The 18,767-nt window shown below is 48.1% G+C and carries 17 protein-coding genes, 1 other RNA gene and 1 pseudogene; 1 reads left to right on the top strand and 18 read right to left on the bottom strand.

Annotation, left to right across the window (positions count from 1 at the left end):
• On the top strand, positions 1-728 hold a 728-nt coding region (locus C4B57_05780), incomplete at its 5' end, for an IS256 family transposase (GenBank protein ID PXF54831.1).
• On the opposite strand, the gene C4B57_05775 is transcribed toward C4B57_05780, so the two are convergent.
• The 18 genes and pseudogenes from C4B57_05775 to C4B57_05690 all read right to left on the bottom strand — a co-directional run bounded on the left by C4B57_05775 (position 712) and on the right by C4B57_05690 (position 18,667).
• Positions 712-2,142, bottom strand: a complete 1,431-nt coding sequence (locus C4B57_05775; GenBank protein PXF54830.1) for a hypothetical protein — start codon at positions 2,140-2,142, stop codon at positions 712-714. The genes C4B57_05780 and C4B57_05775 overlap by 17 nt on opposite strands.
• A complete protein-coding gene (locus tag C4B57_05770; GenBank protein PXF54829.1) occupies positions 2,135-2,662 on the bottom strand; it encodes a hypothetical protein in 528 nt (175 codons plus the stop codon). Before C4B57_05770 ends, C4B57_05775 begins: the two co-directional genes overlap by 8 nt.
• Complete coding sequence (locus C4B57_05765) at positions 2,626-3,132, bottom strand: hypothetical protein (GenBank protein ID PXF54828.1); 507 nt, start codon at positions 3,130-3,132, stop codon at positions 2,626-2,628. Before C4B57_05765 ends, C4B57_05770 begins: the two co-directional genes overlap by 37 nt.
• A 59-nt stretch (positions 3,133-3,191) precedes the next feature.
• A complete protein-coding gene (locus tag C4B57_05760; protein PXF54827.1) occupies positions 3,192-3,332 on the bottom strand; it encodes a hypothetical protein in 141 nt (46 codons plus the stop codon).
• 12 nt (positions 3,333-3,344) lie between these two features.
• Entirely contained in the window at positions 3,345-4,052 is a 708-nt protein-coding gene (locus tag C4B57_05755; GenBank protein PXF54826.1) for a M48 family peptidase, read from the bottom strand.
• Positions 4,053-4,124: 72 nt separating this feature from the next.
• Positions 4,125-7,385, bottom strand: a complete 3,261-nt coding sequence (locus C4B57_05750) for a restriction endonuclease subunit R (GenBank protein ID PXF54825.1) — start codon at positions 7,383-7,385, stop codon at positions 4,125-4,127.
• Positions 7,386-7,464: 79 nt separating this feature from the next.
• Positions 7,465-8,184 (bottom strand): annotated as a pseudogene (locus tag C4B57_05745) (hypothetical protein).
• A 56-nt stretch (positions 8,185-8,240) separates the two neighbouring features.
• Positions 8,241-8,477, bottom strand: coding sequence for a hypothetical protein (locus C4B57_05740; GenBank protein ID PXF54824.1), 237 nt, complete (start codon positions 8,475-8,477; stop codon positions 8,241-8,243).
• A gap of 83 nt (positions 8,478-8,560) precedes the next feature.
• A complete protein-coding gene (locus C4B57_05735) occupies positions 8,561-9,295 on the bottom strand; it encodes a DUF3800 domain-containing protein (GenBank protein PXF54823.1) in 735 nt (244 codons plus the stop codon).
• A 3-nt stretch (positions 9,296-9,298) separates the two neighbouring features.
• A complete protein-coding gene (locus tag C4B57_05730) occupies positions 9,299-10,660 on the bottom strand; it encodes a hypothetical protein (GenBank protein PXF54822.1) in 1,362 nt (453 codons plus the stop codon).
• A gap of 31 nt (positions 10,661-10,691) precedes the next feature.
• Entirely contained in the window at positions 10,692-12,233 is a 1,542-nt protein-coding gene (locus tag C4B57_05725) for a nucleotidyltransferase (GenBank protein PXF54821.1), read from the bottom strand.
• The gene (locus C4B57_05720; protein PXF54862.1) at positions 12,226-13,182 is read right to left on the bottom strand and encodes a patatin; all 957 of its coding nucleotides are present in this window, start codon (positions 13,180-13,182) and stop codon (positions 12,226-12,228) included. Before C4B57_05720 ends, C4B57_05725 begins: the two co-directional genes overlap by 8 nt.
• A 198-nt stretch (positions 13,183-13,380) precedes the next feature.
• The gene (locus C4B57_05715) at positions 13,381-14,520 is read right to left on the bottom strand and encodes a cell filamentation protein Fic (protein PXF54820.1); all 1,140 of its coding nucleotides are present in this window, start codon (positions 14,518-14,520) and stop codon (positions 13,381-13,383) included.
• 81 nt (positions 14,521-14,601) lie between these two features.
• A complete protein-coding gene (locus tag C4B57_05710; GenBank protein ID PXF54819.1) occupies positions 14,602-14,973 on the bottom strand; it encodes a GxxExxY protein in 372 nt (123 codons plus the stop codon).
• Positions 14,974-15,003: 30 nt separating this feature from the next.
• Complete coding sequence (locus C4B57_05705) at positions 15,004-16,569, bottom strand: type I restriction-modification system subunit M (GenBank protein PXF54818.1); 1,566 nt, start codon at positions 16,567-16,569, stop codon at positions 15,004-15,006.
• A 92-nt stretch (positions 16,570-16,661) separates the two neighbouring features.
• Complete coding sequence (locus tag C4B57_05700; protein ID PXF54817.1) at positions 16,662-17,240, bottom strand: hypothetical protein; 579 nt, start codon at positions 17,238-17,240, stop codon at positions 16,662-16,664.
• Positions 17,241-17,732: 492 nt separating this feature from the next.
• Positions 17,733-18,086: a transfer-messenger RNA gene (ssrA, locus tag C4B57_05695) on the bottom strand.
• Positions 18,087-18,229: 143 nt separating this feature from the next.
• Positions 18,230-18,667 carry an IS200/IS605 family transposase gene (locus C4B57_05690; GenBank protein ID PXF54816.1) on the bottom strand — a complete coding sequence of 146 codons (438 nt, stop codon included), beginning with the start codon at positions 18,665-18,667 and terminating at the stop codon, positions 18,230-18,232.
• Between the last annotated feature and the right edge of the window lie 100 nt (positions 18,668-18,767).

Genomic DNA, 18,767 nt, shown 5'->3' with positions numbered 1-18,767 from the left:
TTATTGATGGAGTCAATTTTAACATGCGCATTGCTCGGGACATTGAGACCGTTCCGATTCTGGCAGCTATTGGTGTTACAAAAGCAGGTCACAGGTTGGTATTAGGTCTCCAGTCCGGTGATAAGGAGTCGGCCTCTAACTGGCGTGAGTTCTTCAAGGATTTGAAGGTAAGGGGTCTTGATCCCCAGAACGTCACCCTGGGCATCATGGATGGCCTGCCTGGCCTTGAGGCCGTATTCAAGCAAGAGTTCCCTTCGGCAAAGGTACAACGTTGTCAAGTCCATGTGGCCAGGAACGTATTGGCCAAGGTACCCAAGAAGCTCAAGGGAGAAGTAGCGGATGATTTAAGGTCCATCTTCTATGCCTCTTCAAGAAAGAAAGCCATGGAGTTTTTCGAGCAGTTTAAAAAGAAATGGAAGGATACCATTCCTTCTGCTGTATCCTGTCTTGAGAGATCCATCAATGCCTGCCTGACCTTTTTCAGCTTTCCTGAAGAGGAATGGATATCTCTACGGACCACTAATATCATAGAGAGACTAAACAAGGAATTTAAACGCAGAACGAAACCTATGGAGATCATCGCTGGTGAGACTGCCTGTTACCGTCTCCTGGCCTTTATCTCTCTGAGAATGGAATTGCATTGGAGATCAAACCCAATAGGAAAAGTGCGTAACAACCTGCCTTTTCTCAAAGAATTGGCCTATGAGAAATTCACACAAAAAAGTTGACAGTACCCCAGTGATTCATCTGCTCGAAGGCGTTAAGCTTTGCAACCAAGCTACCATCGTCCGCGAAAAGAATCAACTCTTCGACCCGGTAGGGGCTTGGGCCTGGCCCCAACGACGACTCCATATAGGTGTGAAAATCCGGATGCTCACTGAGTCGTCCCAGTTGGAGATCTGAATCAAGCTCTTGGAACCATGTATCTGCTGGTTTATAACCCTTTCCTACCAATGCCGAAAGCCAATTGCGTATGTGTCTCAAGTGACGTTCTCGATCTTCTCCCTTGGTGGGTTGCGGGAGGCTGCGGATGGCTTCCAGCGTCGCTTCCTTCTGCTCCTGGGGCATCTCCGCGAAATGATTTCTCAATAAGCCATACAGTTCATGCAGATGGCCGGTGTCGAAGGGGTTGGCGGTATCCAGCAAAAGCGCATAATCCTGCCCCAATACGTCCCATCGTACATTTAGAAGATAAATGGCGATGCGGCGTACGATTTCCAATTCGTTCTGCAGTAAGCTCTTGATGAAAGCCCTGGCATCAGATGGGGCATGGTCAAGCCATCCAAGCAACACGTCTCGAAGCCCCACGACAAAGATATTCTCTGCTGATTTCCAGGAATGATTTTGTGGGTGTTCCTCTACTGCGGGCCGGAAAAGCCAGCTTGGCAGTTTGTGTTCTACATGACCAAATACCTCTTGTACTCTTTCAAGAAATAGCTTGCAAGCGTTCCTGCCTGTTTTTGCGCCAAGCGTACGCGCATGATGATCGATAATTTTCTTCAAGTGGTAATCATCGACGATTGTCATAGGTTTTTTTCCGGTTTTACCGTAACTTGTCTCATCGACCCATTCGATGGCGGTGCAATGGCGCAGTATCACGCAGGCCTTGCTCCGGGCTTCCGGCTGTTCGTTCTCAAGAGAACGTTGCAATAACCCCTTACTCAAGGCATATGCCACAAGACTCCGATCATAGCGGCTCTTGAGCCAGATCGGGATCAAATCGAGATCGTCCTTTGTAACAGCAGTTGTGGGAAGCAACCCAAGAATATCCGCAAACATTCGCCATGTATGATAGTTGTCCCGATCGCTGCCGTCCGGCTCCTGCGCTCGGCTTACGTTGCGCACCACCTGCATCACCTTGTTCGCCAATAAAAGATCGTGTCTCTCGTCTGCCCGTTTTGCAACCGCCGCTAAATAGTCCAGCGCAGCCCAGTACGGAATCCGGACGTACCCCGGTTCGTCAGCAGGTTGTGGGGCGGGGTTTTGCTTTGGATCAAAGAAACACTCTTCCTGTAAGACGTCAAAAAAGATTTCGAAGTCCTCGCGCCTCTCTAACAGTAAGCGGAAGCCTCGCTGGGCGTGCTCAGGGTTTTTCTTCATCAATTTGATGAAAGATTCCTCCTTTGCAGTGAGCTTAGTCATCCAGTAGCTCCTCCATATCGTGGAATTCTTCTAGGGCCAGAGGAGTCTTGGCTTGTAAAGCCTGAGAAAGGTGCTCCAATACATCCAGGAGTTGATCCCAATTTTTCTGATCCCTGGAAAAAGGAAGTAGCTCGATACCACATTCCAGATAATAGCGTTTTAGTCCTCGCATGAGATGCTGCTCATGACTGAAAAAACCCTGCAGAAGGTAATGGCGGACCTCGTCTCGGAGGCCCTCTGTAAAGCGCGCTTTGAGTATGATGTACTCTAGGATCTCCAGTTCTTCCAATCCGTAGCCTATAAACAGTGCCGTCCTGTGCGCAAAAAGGTACTCAAGAAACGTCAGTACGCGGTTTTCCTTTTCCGGGTCGTTTGCAGCATCACGGTCGTTGGCATAATGACGCACATAATCCCCGGTGGTCAGGATCATGCCGTCCGGTTCGCAAAGCGCCCCGTGCAGGTGGATCACGCAGTTTGACTCGTTCAAGCGAGCTGGGATAAACTTATGAACATGATGAATATTTTTCTTGGCTTGGGAATTGTGGGTGGCGTAAGACCATTGACTTCATGGTCTGCGAGCTCAGGAGTGGCCCAGTCAGTATCCAACCATTCATCGTAATTGGTGGTAACAAAGGTTTTGGCGAGCTTCGACAGTAGAGTGTATAGCTTCTGCCCCTTGGCATGATCAGGCTTACCAGAGGGATGAAATAGTTTTTTGTAGTCGATGAATACCCGGTGTTCATCGGCGAGCGTGCGCACAAGGGAAAGTTTGACGCGCGAGGGAAGCACTTTGATCTGGGCGAGCTCGGCGTGGGTTAGCTTTCCCTGCTCCACCAGTTGGAGGAGCATACCATCGGCGAACTCGTTCCAGCCGGGGCAACCGGCCAGGCGCGAGGCACCTGCGCCTATAAACGGGACCAGTGTGCCGCGCTCAGCTGCCTCACGTAGCCCCGGAGGGATATGCGGTTTGGGTAGAATGGCATCACTCATGCGTGTGCGCTCCTAGTGTCATCCGATTTATCGCATAGAAGAGTCATGTATAGGAATATCTATACTGTACCCCGTTTCCCGCAGGACCCAACGGTGAACTTCGCACCTCGTGGCCCGAACGAGAGCGATCCACCCGACTTGCTCAAGTTCAGGGTCACTCCTGGTGCAATCCTAATTCTTCGCCAAAAGCGGAAGCTCATTATAGTTACTCCTCAGATTACCACTTTTTCCAGACGTTCCTTGCGTTTTTCCCAGTCCGGCAGAATTCGCCCGAGAAGGTGGTAAAATTTTTTATCATGGTGTGGATAGAGCAGATGACACAGTTCATGTATGATCACATAATCGATGCAGTGGATCGGGGCCTTGACGAGCTCAGTACTCAACATGATGACGCCATTACCGGAACAGCTACCCCATCGTTTCTTCATGCGGCGGTAGCGCACTTCCGGTTCCGATGCTCCCATCCTCACAAAGGTCGGCAGGTACTGAGCAAGCCGCCTCGAGAGCAAGTTCTTGGCGTGTGCCAAGTACCAATTGAGCATAAGTGCTCTGGCTTTTTCTCTTTTGTTTGGATCAGGCAATTCCATTTCAAAAAAACGACCGATCAGCCGCACTCGGGCTATCTTGCCATGCCGTACTCTCAAACGATATTGTCGGCCTAAATAATAGTGAGTTTCACCAGAGACAAATTTGCACTCCGGGGGCAGGGGCTGAAACCGCTCAAAAAAATCAAGCTGCCGGGCTATCCACGACGCCCGCTTTTCCAATCGCTGACGAATAACTTTCAGTTCATATCCGGCAGGTGCTTTTGCTATGATTCGGAGGTCTGGATGCACCGTAACGGAAAGGCGTTTGCGATCGCCCGTCACAACATCAACAACGAGCTGTCTTTTTCCATATGTTAGGCAGATATCTGTCATGATTTCTAACCACGAAATACACAAAACACACAAAAATAAAAAAGCGTCGTTGCATTTCGTGTGGTTCGTGGTTTATTTTCTCCTGACCCTGGCAATATCCAGACACTGTTCCATAATCGCATCTATCTCCTCGAACGTAATTTCGATGCCGGTTTGATCTTTGAAGTCGAAAAGAAGGTCTTCGATCTCGTTCCTCATACGATTTTGCGTGTCTATGTCACTGGTCCAATTAACAATACGATTTCGTTCAACGACTTCATCTATAGCCAGCGCAGCGCCTGCAAGAGCGTCTTCGAATTTCGTTTCACTACTATCAAACCGTGCGAGGATTTCCTTAAGCGTTCCAAAATAAGCCTTGGCAACGTCATGACTTTGGAGTTTATCCGGAATGCGGTCCCCGGTACGGTTGAGCACAGCGTTCATAATCTCCGTAACCTTCCTGAGATACTCGTTTGCCTTGATCCGCTCTTCCCTGAAAGCCGCAATCGTCTCCCTTAGCAATTCGGAAAACCGCTTGTAAAAAGCTGGATCTTCCTGCATGCGGTCATGGATTGTTCGGGCGGTACGATGGGCTATTGTGTCGGCTTTGGCCGCAGCATTCGGAAGTTTCTCCACTTCCTTGGCAAAGGCATCCTTGTCAAAGATATTAACCAGCGGGGTAATTCTCTCTACCTCTCCGGTTCCGACATGAGTGTCTAAAAGCTTCTGGATCTTTGGTTCGTATTCGCCAAAATCCACGACCTCCGCATATCGCCGCCTTACCGCAGCCCGGAGCTTGGAGAAAAATTTCAGATCTGCCCGATAACGGTTCAACTTTTCCGGCCCGGTTTCCTCCAGAAACTTGACACTGGACAGGGCTATGGCAAGAGTTTTTGAAAAGGCTGACAAACGTTCATAAAATTTCGCGCGCAGCTCTTCATCTGCGAGCAGCAGTTCGTACTCTTCCTCATCCTGCCTGTTCTTAACTTCTTTAAATGTATCCCACAGGATCGAGTGCTTCTGGGGGAGCGTTGCTGTCTCCACGCTCACATCAGTAAGAATATCCTTAATGTCTTGGGCATCAAACTCAGGTAAAGTGCTGTAGAGGTCAAGCGCGTGGTCGAGGTTTTCCAAAACCCCACGATAATCGAGAATATATCCAAATTCCTTGCCGTCACACAGCCGGTTGACCCTGGCTATGGCCTGCAGCAAGGTATGATCTTTAAATTTGCGAGTCAGGTAAAGAATCGTATTCCGGGGAGCGTCAAATCCGACGAGCAGTTTGTCCACCACAATGATGATTTCAGGATGTTCCGCGTTTGTAAACGCGTTGATGACCTGCTTGTTATACTCTCGTTCGCTGCCGAACTTGCTGATGGTCGCTTTCCAGAAACGCTGCACGGCCAGTTTATTCTCTTTATACAGATCCTCTTCTCCTTCCCGTTCATCAGGGCCCGAAATCAGCACTTCGCTTGAGACCATGCCGAATTCATCCAGATACTTTTTATAGAGCAATGCAGTGGCCTTGTCCTGTGCCACCAACTGCCCCTTAAAACCCGTCCCCTGCCAGTTGTCGCGAAAATGTTCACTAATATCCCAGGCAATGGCCATAACCTTCTGTGCAGCCTTGTTCAACTGATCAGTGGTGGAGAATTTCTTTTTCAGGTCCGCAGCCTGCTCCTTACTGAGATTTGCCGTGATCTTATCAAACCAGGCATCTATCCCCTTTGAATCAACATACTGTTCAACATGCCTGCCCTCATATAAAAGGGGTACAACAGCCTTGTCTGCCACCGCCCGGTCGATGGTATAGATATCAATCAACCCGCCGAACTTCTCGACCGTGTTTTTATCCTTCTTCATGACCGGTGTGCCTGTGAATCCGATGTAACAGGCATTGGGCAGCACCCGGCGCATTTTGGCATGACGCGGACCGTACTGTCCTCGATGCCCCTCATCCACCAGGACAAAGATGTTGGGATCATCATTGCGTACGGCGTGACGACCGACCGCCGCTTCAAACTTGTCAATAATCGTAGTAATAATGCGTTGCTTGTTATCTTTCAGCATATCCGACAGGTGCTTGCCGGTTCTGGCCTGCTCCACCTCTTTGCCGCAATGATGGAAGGTCCTGTAGATCTGGTCGTCCAGATCAACCCGGTCGGTAACCAGAACGATCTTGTAGTCGGAGATGTCGGGACACAGGGCAATTGACTTGGCGAGCAGCACCATAGTCAGCGACTTGCCGCTGCCCTGGGTGTGCCAAACTACGCCACCCTGTCTGCGTGCGGTTTGCTGCCCGCACAGGCAGGCGCGTCGCCACCCTGTCTGCGTGCGGTCATGCACAGGCAGGCCGTCACGGTCACGGAGCCGGATGCGCTCTATAATCTTCTTCACGCAGAAATACTGCTGATATCGTGCGATCTTCTTGACACCGGCATCAAACAGAATAAAGCGGTAGGTCAATTCAAGGAGTCTTTCAGGACGGCACAGCGCGTAAAGAGTACGGTCCTGCTCGGTGACCAGCCGCTCAAGCGTACCGTATTCAACTGGCCTCTCCCGCACCATCCATTGGTTTTCCATGAACAGCCTGTCTACCTGTTCTTCCGCCAGAGAAATACTCACAAGGCGTTGCAATTCCTGTTCAAAACGGGTGCCTTCTTCCCGCCAGACAGACCAAAACTTCGCCGGTGTTCCCGTGGTTGCGTACTTGGCCTCATTTTTGGACAACGCCAGAAGTAGCTGCGAATACAGAAACAGGTGGGGAATTTCATCATCCTTCTGGTTGCGTATCTGCTGGGAGATGGCCTCGCCTATCGGGTCCTTAATGTGCGGCGACTTGCATTCGATCACGCAAAAGGGAATGCCATTTACAAAGAGTATGATATCCGGCCTGCGGGTCTGGTGACTGCCGGTCCGCTCGACGGCAAACTCTTCCGTGACATGAAAGACGTTGTTCTCGGGATGTTCCCAGTCGATGTAGTGCAGGGTAAAACTCTTGATATCGCCGTCCACTGATTGCTGCAGGCTTTTTCCCAGGCAAAGCAGGTCGTAAATCTTCTCATTTGTACGCACCAGTCCGTCGAATGGGATTTCTTTCAGTGCCTGCAGAGCGCTTAAGATATTGCCCTCGGTAAACGGCAGCTCCTTGCCCTTGAATCTGACTCGGTTGTGTTTCCGCAGCCAGGGGACAAGAATACCCTCCAGGAGCACGTTGGACAGTTTGCCGCCCCGAAGTTTTAGTGCCTCATCCGGCGAGAGGTATTGCCATCCCAGATTCTGCAGCAGGTGCAAGGCGGGGAGCTGGGAGATGGCGTCTTCGGTGTATCGCGGAGATTTTACAAATTCAGTCATCCCGTACCTCCCGTCGGCCGCCTTTGTCTGGCCCGATACATGGTTCACGAACCGCATCCATATTACGGCCAGGATTATTGCGGTCGAATTCCCATTTCACGGGGTTTTCGATGATATATTGCCGAATACGATTTAATTCTGATTCATTACGGATAATGTGTTCCCAATAATTGCGTTGCCATAATTTGCCATTAAATCGCGGCCATACGTTTTGTTTGACACCGTCCACATATCGTTTCGTCGTCATTGTTTTGAACCGGTGAATCACATCCGGCAATGACAACGTAGGGGCAACCCCCTGTGGTTGCCCGATTTTCTGTGGTTGCCCGATTTTCTGTGGTTGCCCCTCACCCTGTGGTTGCCCGAAATTATGTGGGTGTTCTGAATTTTGTTTTTGCACGGTATCGCAGAATTGCAATTTATCGCGGGGTTGCAATATATTGTCAGGGCAGGCACAGGGGATTGTTTCGGTTTCAGGGCAGGCACAGGGGCCTGCCCCTACGATGACAATGATGCCGTGAATGTGGTTCGGCATGATTTGAAATGCGTCAATATCAACGCCGGTATAATATTCCGGTATTTCATCCCAAACGGTTTGAATCATTCCGCCCGCATCATTCAATCCCATTTCCCGGTCAATAATTTCCCCAAACAAACACGCGCGGTTCTGCGTGCATATCGTCACAAAATATGCGCCGGATTTTGAATAATCATATCCCCGCAATCGGATGGATCGGCGGTTTTTCCGCCGCCGTAGGGGCAACCCCCTGTGGTTGCCCGATTTTCTGTGGTTGTCCATCACCCTGTGGTTGCCCGATATTTTAATGTTATCCAATTTGTGATTACCCGGTCCCATCATATTTTAACCCTGATTTCACCGGTTAATAATTTCTGTAGAATCATATGGTTAAACATGGGGGGCGCGAACCGCCTGTGCCATCTTTTTTTATTAATGCTTGACAAGCGATGGCCGATAATAATATTGTAAAGATACTCATCGGCCATCCCGACCGGGTGTAAGAGCCGAAGGAGATGGGTCTGCCGTCCGAGCAGGCCTTTTTCTAAAATCATTTTGTTGCATCCAACTTTCATTTTGTTTATAATTTAGTTAAAGGATTGGGCTTTACCCGGTCGACAAAAGGACTTTGGACTTGCTCCGAGGTCCTTTTGTTTTTTTATGGGAAAACCTTTGAACTTAAAATCTTATCTTCTATAACCGAAACAGCCCTATTTTCCTGTCCTGGCCGTAGGTAACGCAAGGCCAGCGGTCGAACAACCAGATCAGCCAATTGCAGTCCCGTGGTATTACTCTTCTTATCCACAAATATATGTTCAAAATACATCTGTTGAAAATCCGGCCGCTTATAGCCCCAGTTGCTTCGGTTATCGCAAATACGCCGAAATTCCAGTTCCAATTCCCGGTCTTCTCTCCTGCCGCGACTTTCAAACAGGACAAAAATACGTTTACCAGTTTCATTCTGCCGACATAGAAATGAGAGTGTCCGCTCCATGCAAAAAAGCATGGCAACCTCGTATGGGTTGTAGGGGTTGGCATACCGCTCTTTAAGCCGTTTCTTGTCAATTACAGAGAGGATCAGCTTTATATTGGCCTCGGCGATAATGCTCGTCAGTTCTTCCAGAAACCGCTCCCTCAATTCTCTGTCAGTTCTCAACAGTTTGAACGGGCCTTTCTCTTTACGGATATCGTGTTCGTGGAAAATGATCTGGTCATGACCCCATATCTCCATTCTTAAACATTGCATTGCAGGAACAATGCTTCTGATATAGTCCTCCTTCCATACAATACAAAACACCAACGCAAATACAGGATACTGCTCATCAATTGGAATAAGTCCGTGATCACCGCTTTCATCCGCAAAGATAATGTAATCGCTAAAAGGGATTGACATTTTTTAAATCACTGCCCCATCCGCTTTCACTCTCACTTCCCCTGTCAGCAGCTTCTGCATCAGCCCCTTTCTCTGCTCCTTCAGTTTTTCCTGTTTTTTCTTCAGTAGTTCGATCTCCTTATCACAGGTGGAAAGGACTGAGGCAATACGGCGTTGTTCGGAAAGATGGGGGCGAATAAATAGCATATTTTCAAATTCTGATTTGTTGAGAATGGGAACAGCAGTTTGTCCTGCATAACGCAACATTCGATGTTCATTTTGGCATGCGGCATAATAGAAAAATTCATTGTCATTATGATTATTAACTATCACGGCATTTATTTGCTGGTTAGTCGCTAATGCTACTTTTGCGATGGCATTTTTTCCTATTGATGCTATACAGGTAATCAAAACTGCTCCTGAGGGTAGAATTCGAGCTTTTTGGGCACCTATTTCTGAAAGCTCTACTTCTGTTTGGACTATATATTTATGTTCCATATCAACAGCTGTACACCATGGTATTCCCTTCCCGTAATTTTCCGGTTCTTTTTTCGAAGGTGTATTGCCTGTTGTAACCGTTCCAAACTGTCTTACCGGACAGATTTCCCACTCCTCAGGAATCCATCCAAGTTTGCTTTTTTTCCACCCCTCCGGCAGCTCACCTTTGTCCTTTTCGTGTCTTTCGTGTGTTTCGTGGTTAAACTCTGGAAACCGCATCCGACCAGTCAAAAGCTGCTGCATCAGCCCCTTTTTCAGCCGCAGTTTGGCGTCAATCAGCTTGCCCACCTGCTCAATAGCCCGGTCCCAGACGGAAAGGATTCCAGCTATTTTTTTCTGTTCGGGGAGAGGGGGGAGGGGAATCGGTAGAGTTAGGAACCCGCCTTTTGTAATTTTTTTCATGCTGCCACTTGTGCCATTAGCACGAGCAGCAATTTTTCGTCTGTACTCTTTTGTCAGAAGAAGATTGGTGAGCCAGCGAATACTTAGAATTTCTGAACTTTTCGCTGAGACTTGCCATATCAAATCTGAAAGAAACAGATTCGGATAATCTTTTTCTACATAACAAACTACGCCAACAAGTTCTTCAGTATTTGAACGGCTAATCAGCATTGTGTCCTTGGAAATTGGAGTTTTGACCTTTGGAATGTCAGCTTGTACGACCTTTTTGTTTTCATATGAATTGAAATATCCTTCTATTATGCAACTGAGTCTCAAAACACCAATGTTAGAATCATTCGGTGAAACCGCTTCAGCATTGCCTTTTGCGCTAAAACCTGAAACAGGTTGCGAGCAAACCTCTTTGATTGTAAGACACTCCCAATCCTCGGGTATCCACCCGACTTTGGTTTTTTTATACCCCGGTCTGTTTTCGTTCCGCTTGCTCATATTTCGCTTTCTCGTTATTCTCTAATCCTGTCTACTTGATATTAACCACAAATTCCCCGCTACGGGCTACGCAGACGCCATTCTTGATAATAAAGCACTCAATCCAATGCATGCCGGTGTAAAGTGTACCTTCTTTCCGGACACGGCCGCCTTTTTCAATGATTCCGTCATAGAATCCACCACGTAGACAATTGGCGGCCCTTGCTTCCTCATCAGTATTCACGACCTGCCAGTAAACTTTATAAGGCCAGGATATATTTGTTTTTGCCTTAAATCTGAGTAAGCAATGTTTAGACAACCTATCTCCACTTTGAAAGTGCTGAGATCGGGAGCCATCTCTTGAAAACCAACCAGTAACGGTTACATTGCCTTTTAGTACCAAAGGCCACATCGGCAGTTGTCTATGAGGAACATCAAATCGAGTAAGCGGCCTTGTTCTACCGATAACAAGACCGGCGGCCTTGCCGGTGTTTGTTTTTGAAAAATGCTGCAACGCCTCATTGATAATCTTTTCACCAAGACGCGGCTTCAGGTATTCTCCAATGGCCCGGATATTTCCCGAACGTAACACCGTGTTCAGGTCAGCACGCACTTGCTTAAGCCATTGTCTGAATTTAACTTCCCGTTGTGGGTGATTCTGCCACTTATCGGCGAAATTTTCGGTCGGATTCACCGGATTCGGCACCCAGGAAACACCGTTTCTCGTTTGGATATATCTGGGCATGCCGTCCACTATATTGACCAGGGTATCCAGAAGATCCGCCTCGTTGTTGTAGGCATGGGCGGCCAGGGTGGTAATGATGACGGAGATCGGTTTGTCATCCTGATCATCGGCGAACATGATGTCACGGTGGCGTTTGAGTATCTGGATAGCTCGTTGGAGAGGTGTCTTGACTTTGTACTCCGGGACCTTCTCAACGTCAGCGCGGATTGATTCAGCCAGAAGCATGCGCCGGGCATTGAACTGAACCTTCATACACTCCTTAAACCACTCCGCGTATCCTTTGGGGTTGCTGCGCAGCCAGTCGTCATCGATTCGCTCATAGTTTTGGTGGGTGTTGTCTGTAATGGCAATGGCCAGGTCAGTCCAGGCTGCAGAAAATCCTTTATTTTCCAAAAATAAACGGAACGAGTCTCCATCCGGAAGAGCGGGCAGAATATCCATGTGAAATTGAGCGCCATCAGCATAGTTCAGCGTCCAGCAACGCCTGCCGTTTTCCGGCGGGGACTTCATTTTGTTGGCGCGGGCGTAACCTTTGATTTCGTATCCGACCACACCCTTTAACTGCTTCTGGCTGAGCTGATCCTTTGTAAGGCTTAATTCGCAAACGAGATCAATATCGTATTCTTCCGCATCGGTAATGGGTTTGATGACTGTGCCAAGACGAAAAGATCCTTGCGGATAAATATCTGGACTGTATTTGGCGACAATGGACTCATCCCTTGCCAGCCAATTTCCAACTGCCTGGTAACGTTCTTCCGCCTGCTTGTAGCGGCTCTCGGAAATGTCCAGCGACTCCGCCAGATGCTGGAGGAATTTACTGAATTGATCTCGGATGGTGGTTCTATCCATTCTTGTAATCTCCTGACGCTACATGCAATGGCCGAAACTCTGGAGCTATGTGCTCAGCAAATTCCTCCTTGAATTGAGGCAAAAAATGGCGGCTCTCGTGAGCAGCCTTACCCAAAAGCTCTTCTTCAGATAGTTTGTCCAGTGCAAACAACCCGTCCGGAACCTTGGGGTCCATCCTGACTACTTTATCTCTACCAAGAAGGTGCTGGGCCTGGGTGAATGCCCCTATGCTTTGGCCCCGCATAATGACATCAACCGCTTCAGTCCTCCATTGCCAAAGCCCGCCCCGATCCAGCTTCCTGGATCGTCCTTTCACTGCGTTTGTTGTTCCCAAACTCAACACGCGTATTGCGCCAAGTGGCACATCAAGCATGCTTATGGCCTCAATGACTCCCACCATGGTTGGGTTGTTTGCCCAGACGCCACCATCAACCAGCCTGATATGATCCAGTTTTAGGCACGAAGGGAAATAAGTTGAAGCGGCACTCGTGGCCAGGGCGACTTTCCAGACCGGGACTTTATAATCACGTTTCAAACGCTCGTGATGAGGCGTTTTAAAGAGATAAACATCGTCTTCCCCAATGTTGTAAGAAGGAATTACAAGACGCTTTACACTATCAGCTAACCGCTTTTCCCCGAAACAGTCTTTTAGAGCGCTTTCCAGGCCATCGTTGTCATACTTGCTCCGAAAAAAACGTTTGATTCCAAAAAGTCGGTTGGCGACAAAGATCTCCGGTCCCTTTTGGATATAAAATCGCACAATCTCCCGAGGACGCATCCCCATGCCCAAAGCAAGAGCAATGATACCACCGGTGGAAGTGCCAACGATCAGATCAAAATGATCTGCAATGCGTAAGCCGTGATCTTCTTCCAGAAAAGCGAGTACCGCAGCGGAAAAGAGACCTTTGATGCCGCCGCCATCAAGTGACAATATCTGGAATCGCTCAATCACACTCCCACTCCTCCGGTATCCACCCGTTTCTCATTTCACCTTTCACCCTTCTAACTTCGAGAATGTCCCAATATATTTTCGTTTCGCCTGCCCGTGGTCCCGCTATCATTTATCCTTAAATGCAATCTAAAATAGACCTACAACAATCCATAGTTCAAGTTTGCGATAAAAAAATGAACTATAAATCATTGTAAGTCATTTTTTCTCCATAAAAATGTCCAGATACTGTTTGAACACAAAAATGCGGTTTCTCCTGTAACCGGTTATTTCTTCCAAAACACCAATGTCTACCAGTGCGGCAATGAGGTCACGTGCCGGATTTTTATTGATGTTTTGCAACTTCATCACCTCGTTGACAGATACCGCCGGATACCGATATAAATGTATAATCAGTTTCCGGGCATTTTCCGCACGGCGGCCAAGCGTCACGACCTTCCGGTCTACTTCCTGCCTTAATGAAAGGATACGCCGAAAAGTTTCTTTACCGTTTTCTGCTGTTTCAATGACCGCCTGCAGAAAAAATCTGCACCAGTGGCCCAGATCATTGGCCTCGCGAACTCTGGATAATGCGTCATAATAGGCCGTACGGTGTTTTTCGAGATGCGCGGACAGATAAAGCGATGGCTTTGCCAACAGACCATGACTGACCAGATACAGGGTGATTAATAACCGGCCGATTCTGCCATTGCCGTCTAAAAACGGGTGAATGGTCTCAAACTGATAGTGGCTGAGGGCAATGCGTATCAGATGTGGTACCTGAATGTTTTCATTGTGCCAGAATACTTCAAGGTCACCAAGCAACTCTGGCAGGTCATTGTGATGCGGCGGAATGAAGACCGCGTCCGCAAGGGAGGCGCCGCCGATCCAGTTCTGGCTGCGGCGAAATTCCCCCGGGGTCTTCCGTTTACCCCGAACGCCTTCCATGAGAATTGCATGGGTTTGGCGTAACAGGCGCAAAGACAGCGGCAAGCTTTTAAGTTCCTCAATCGCTGTATTCATGGCCCGAACGTAATTTTGCACCTCATGCCAGTCATCCCGCCGTTCCGGCCGGATTTCCTTTTCATCGAGCAGCACTTCATCCATTTCGGTCTTGGTTCCCTCGATACGGCTGGAGGTGTTTGCCTCTTTGATGATGTGCATTTGGATAAACAGGTCCACATCCGGAACTATCAGAGTGAATGCATTCAGCTCTCCCAGGGATTTGGTGGCCTTTTCCAACAGCACATTGATGCGGGGGTCATCCCATGACCACTCATGGTTGATTTTCGCAGGCAGAAAATCCTTGTACTGATATTGCTGCCGGTAAACACCCGCTTTGAATTCTTCAAACTTCATCTTTTCCCCTCAACCACGAACCACACGAAATACACGAACGGTTTTTTGCGATCTTTTTGCGTACTTCGTGTGTTTCGTGGTTCACAAGATAATTCTTTCAACCGTTGCCTTGAGGTAATGTCCAAAATTGACCAGCAATCCGGTAGCCTTTAAATAATTAAATACTTGTGCCCGATGTTCGGCGTTCACTTCTTTTACTGCCTTCAACTCCACTATGATTTTTCCATAGCAAATAATATCCGGTTTATATATCTGTTTCAGCTCCGACCCCTTATATTTCAATTGCAACTCTTTTTGTGCCTCAAAGGGAATTTTGCGAAAATGAAATTCTCTTTCCAGGCATTCCTGATAAACTGCCTCCAGAAAACCGCATCCCATTTCACGGTAAACCTCGAATACCGCACCTTGGATCAGGAATACCTCATCTTTATAGAGAATCTTATCAGTTTTCATATTTTTCGTGTATTTCGTGTGGTTCGTGGTTCACAATCCAAGCTCCTCAAGATATCTCTTCAATTCCTTCTGCGTCTCGGCCAGTTCCGCCTCTATTTCCTGAATCTCCTTCTGTACCGCCGCAATATCGACATCTTCTTCCTCCTCAAAGGTATCAACATAGCGGGGGATATTCAGGTTGAACTCGGCTTCCTGAATCTCTTCCAGCGTAGCCAAGTGCGAGTATTTTTCGACTTCCTTGAATTCCCGGAACGTCGAGACGATCTTTTCGATATCCTCATCGCGCAGGCGGTTCTGCTTTTTGCCGTCCTCGAACTCCCGGCTTGCGTCAATAAAGAGGACATGCTTGTCCCGCTCACTCTTTGCCTCCTCCCAGGATTTCCGACCCTTGTTGAAAACGAGAATTGCCGCCGGTATACCTGTGCCGTAGAAAAGTTGAGCTGGAAGCCCGATAACCGCCTCAAGGATATTCTCCTCGATGAAATGCTTGCGGATGATGCCTTCCGCCCCGCTACGGAACAGGACCCCATGGGGAACAATGACTCCCACTTTGCCTTCACCCTCAAGCGCTATTTCGACCATGTGACTGATAAAGGCGTAATCACCCCTGCTCTTTGGGGGAATCCCCCGCCAGAAGCGATTGAACCGGTCGTGACTTGCATTTTCGTGGCCCCACTTATCCAGGGAGAACGGAGGATTGGCAACCACGATGTTGAACCGCATCAGTTCGTCGTTCTCGATCAACTTGGGGTTGTTGATAGTGTCGCACCATTCAATGCGGGCGGAATCCATCCCGTGAAGGAACATGTTCATCCGGCATAGGGACCAGGTGGAGCCGTTGGACTCCTGCCCGAAAAGGGCGAAGTTCTTGCTGCCGACCTCCTGACCTACCTTGATAAGGAGCGATCCTGATCCGCAGGCGGGATCACAGATGCGGTCCCCGTCCTTTGGAGCCAGCAACTTGGCCAGCAGTGTGGAGACTTCGGGCGGGGTGTAGAACTCACCGGCCTTCTTGCCCGCTCCGGCCGCAAAACGGGCGATCAGGTACTCATAAACATCGCCGATCACATCACGATTGCCGATGCGTGAAGGGCGCAAATCTAAACGCTCATCCGCAAAATCCTCTAACAAATTTTTCAGGCGCCGGTTGCGTTCCTTAGTCTGTCCCAGGGCAGGTTCGCTGTTGAAGTCAATGTTGCGAAACACATTTTCAAGTTTTGACTTATTGGCATCCTCAATATGCTCCAAAACAATATTAATGAGTTCTCCTATATTGCTTCTCTCGCGACGTTCATAAAGGTTTTTAAAAGTGGCTGAAAACGAGTCAGTTATTTCATCGGATTTGCTATCTCGCAGCTCAACAGTGGGGATCACAAAACGTTCCCGGCTCAAGGCGCGTGCCACACGAACCTTATCGCCGTTATACTTTTTCCCGTACTCGGACCTCTTGTCCTTCCAAAGATCACTCATGTACTTAATAAACAGCATGGTAAGGATGTAATTCTTGTAATCCGCAGGATCTAATGCGCCCCTGAAGGTGTCGCATGCCCGCCAGACAACATCATTGATTTCATTCTTGGAAACATGAGGACTCATCGTTTATCTCTCCTGTCCATTGATTCGTTATTATTCAACCACGAAACACACGAAAATATAATTAAAAATTGTTTCGTGTGTTTCGTGGTTCGTTATTCATCATAAATTGCCTTCATGCAAACTGCTCTGGCAAGACGCGACCTGCGCTCCGAAAGCCTGTCCAGAAGGAATTGCTCGTGCCTGGCTAACGTTACGATCTTTACCACTTTTTTCTGAACGGAAATGGGCGGGATCTGGACTTGCAGGCGGGAAAGGGTGCTTTTGGAAATAAAAGAGATTCCGGCCCCACGTGCCTGTGACTGAAAGTAGGCTTGCGCAGGGGCCTGATTCAGCCACCACGCCAGATATTGCGGGAGCATGTTTTCGTGCCTTAAATGAAGAATGTAGAAAGAACCTGCGGCAAGGGTATCCTTCAGGTCGTCTTCAATACAGTAGGCAAAATGCACCACCCCACGAGCCTGAAATAGTATATCTCCTTTACGGACTGAGTAAATTTCGGGCCTTCGCTCAGGGAAAAAGGTCGTCAGGTTCTCGGATCGCAACCTATGGAAAGAATCGAAATCCTTGCTTTGGATCAGGCGGTGCGTGCCTTGCGCCCTCTTTTTAATCCGGGCCTTAGCCTGGTATCCCACCTGGATGTCAGCAACTGCCTTTAAAGTAGCTTTCGCCATTCACTCCTAATGTCGGTAATTTGTATACTTATTTAATAATATACATCACGACGCTTTTAGTGTCAAGAAAAAATAAGTAATTGCTCTACCGATATAATAGTTGACAATGCAGGCGCAGGTTATCCAACCTCGAGAAATCGAAATGAGCCCCATTTCCGATTCCTGCGAGCGACTTTTGGTTCGAAACTTTGAGTGCTTCAGGCGTTTTCGAACCGCGTCCTGTTGGTTTTTTCTGGCTTAATAAGATGGGCATTGCCTAATAGCCCGATTTGAAGAGAATTACACAACCGAACGAGCTACAGAGAAGGGATTTAAGAAAACGGAGAAAGAAGGTGGCAAAGAGAGGGAAAATTATGGAGATTTTCCTAAAACTGGGTGATGGATTGAGAAGCTACGGGCCTTTACGGATGCCGTAACCCCTTGCTACAAAAAGAAAAACGAACCTTCCGACATGCCGCCCGCAACATTTGGACCAGTTCGTTCAAATTTCAATGGTGGAGGCGGCGGGAATCGAACCCGCGTCCGAAAGCATTCCACTTAAGCATCTACGTGCGTAGCCTGGGTTTTTTATTTTTGCCTGATCTGCCTCACCCAGGCAGAGTCGAATCAGACTAGCTTGAAGAATTTTTGCTCCCAAAGGGTCAAGCACCCAGAGGAAGCTAGCCTGCTGAATTTACACCTAATCCCGATTCACAGGCAAATCAGGTTAGATGTGACCGGTTTAAGCGGCCAGTGCGTACTCGTATTCAGAGTCGGCGTTTGTGTTTTTCCTGCATTTTTGCGAGGTTGCAGGACCCCGACACGCCACTTAAGCTTCCATACCCCCGTCGAATCCGGTTCGCCCCCATATGGTTGCTGAACCTGTTTTCCTATGAGCTATTTTTATAAACTATAAGAAATACATCAGGGGGTGTCAATACAATTAAACCACTACCTGCTGAAAGCAGGTAGATTTCTTATACGACTGAAAGTCTAACATGGTTCAATCTTTAGTCATTAGCAATAGTGAAGGCCTCTTTAGGGCTCGCCTTTTCTTGGCTTGCAATATAAGCGGCTATCATTTTTTCTGTAACATTCCCAACTGTTGCACAAAAATAGCCGCGAGCCCAAAGATGCCTTCCCCAATATCTCTTACGCAAATGCGGAAATTCTTGCTGAATCAGTCGAGAACTTCGTCCTTTCACATATTGAACTATCTTGCTCGGAGCAAGTTCTGGAGGACATGAAACATGCAGATGAACATGATCCCTGCTAACATGACCATTAAGAATTGTAATATTGCGGGCCTCACAAGTCTGACGGATTATCTCCCTGGTTCTAAAAGCCACTTCTCCTTTCAAAACATGATAACGATATTTCGTAACCCATACGAAATGATACTGGATATCATAGATCGTGTGAGGCCCCTTGCGATATTCTTTGCTTATGGCGATAACCTCCCATGAGCAAGTTTACCACGATCCCTTAACTGCTGAAGCCTTTCGCCTGAAAGGCGAAGGTTTTAGACCTGGCGCATGGAAAAATAAA

The sequence above is a fragment of the Deltaproteobacteria bacterium genome (assembly GCA_003194485.1).
Lineage (GTDB): Bacteria > Desulfobacterota > Dissulfuribacteria > Dissulfuribacterales > UBA3076 > UBA3076.
Note: the sequence above shows the minus strand (reverse complement) of the source record. Positions and strands in the feature narration are given on the sequence as shown.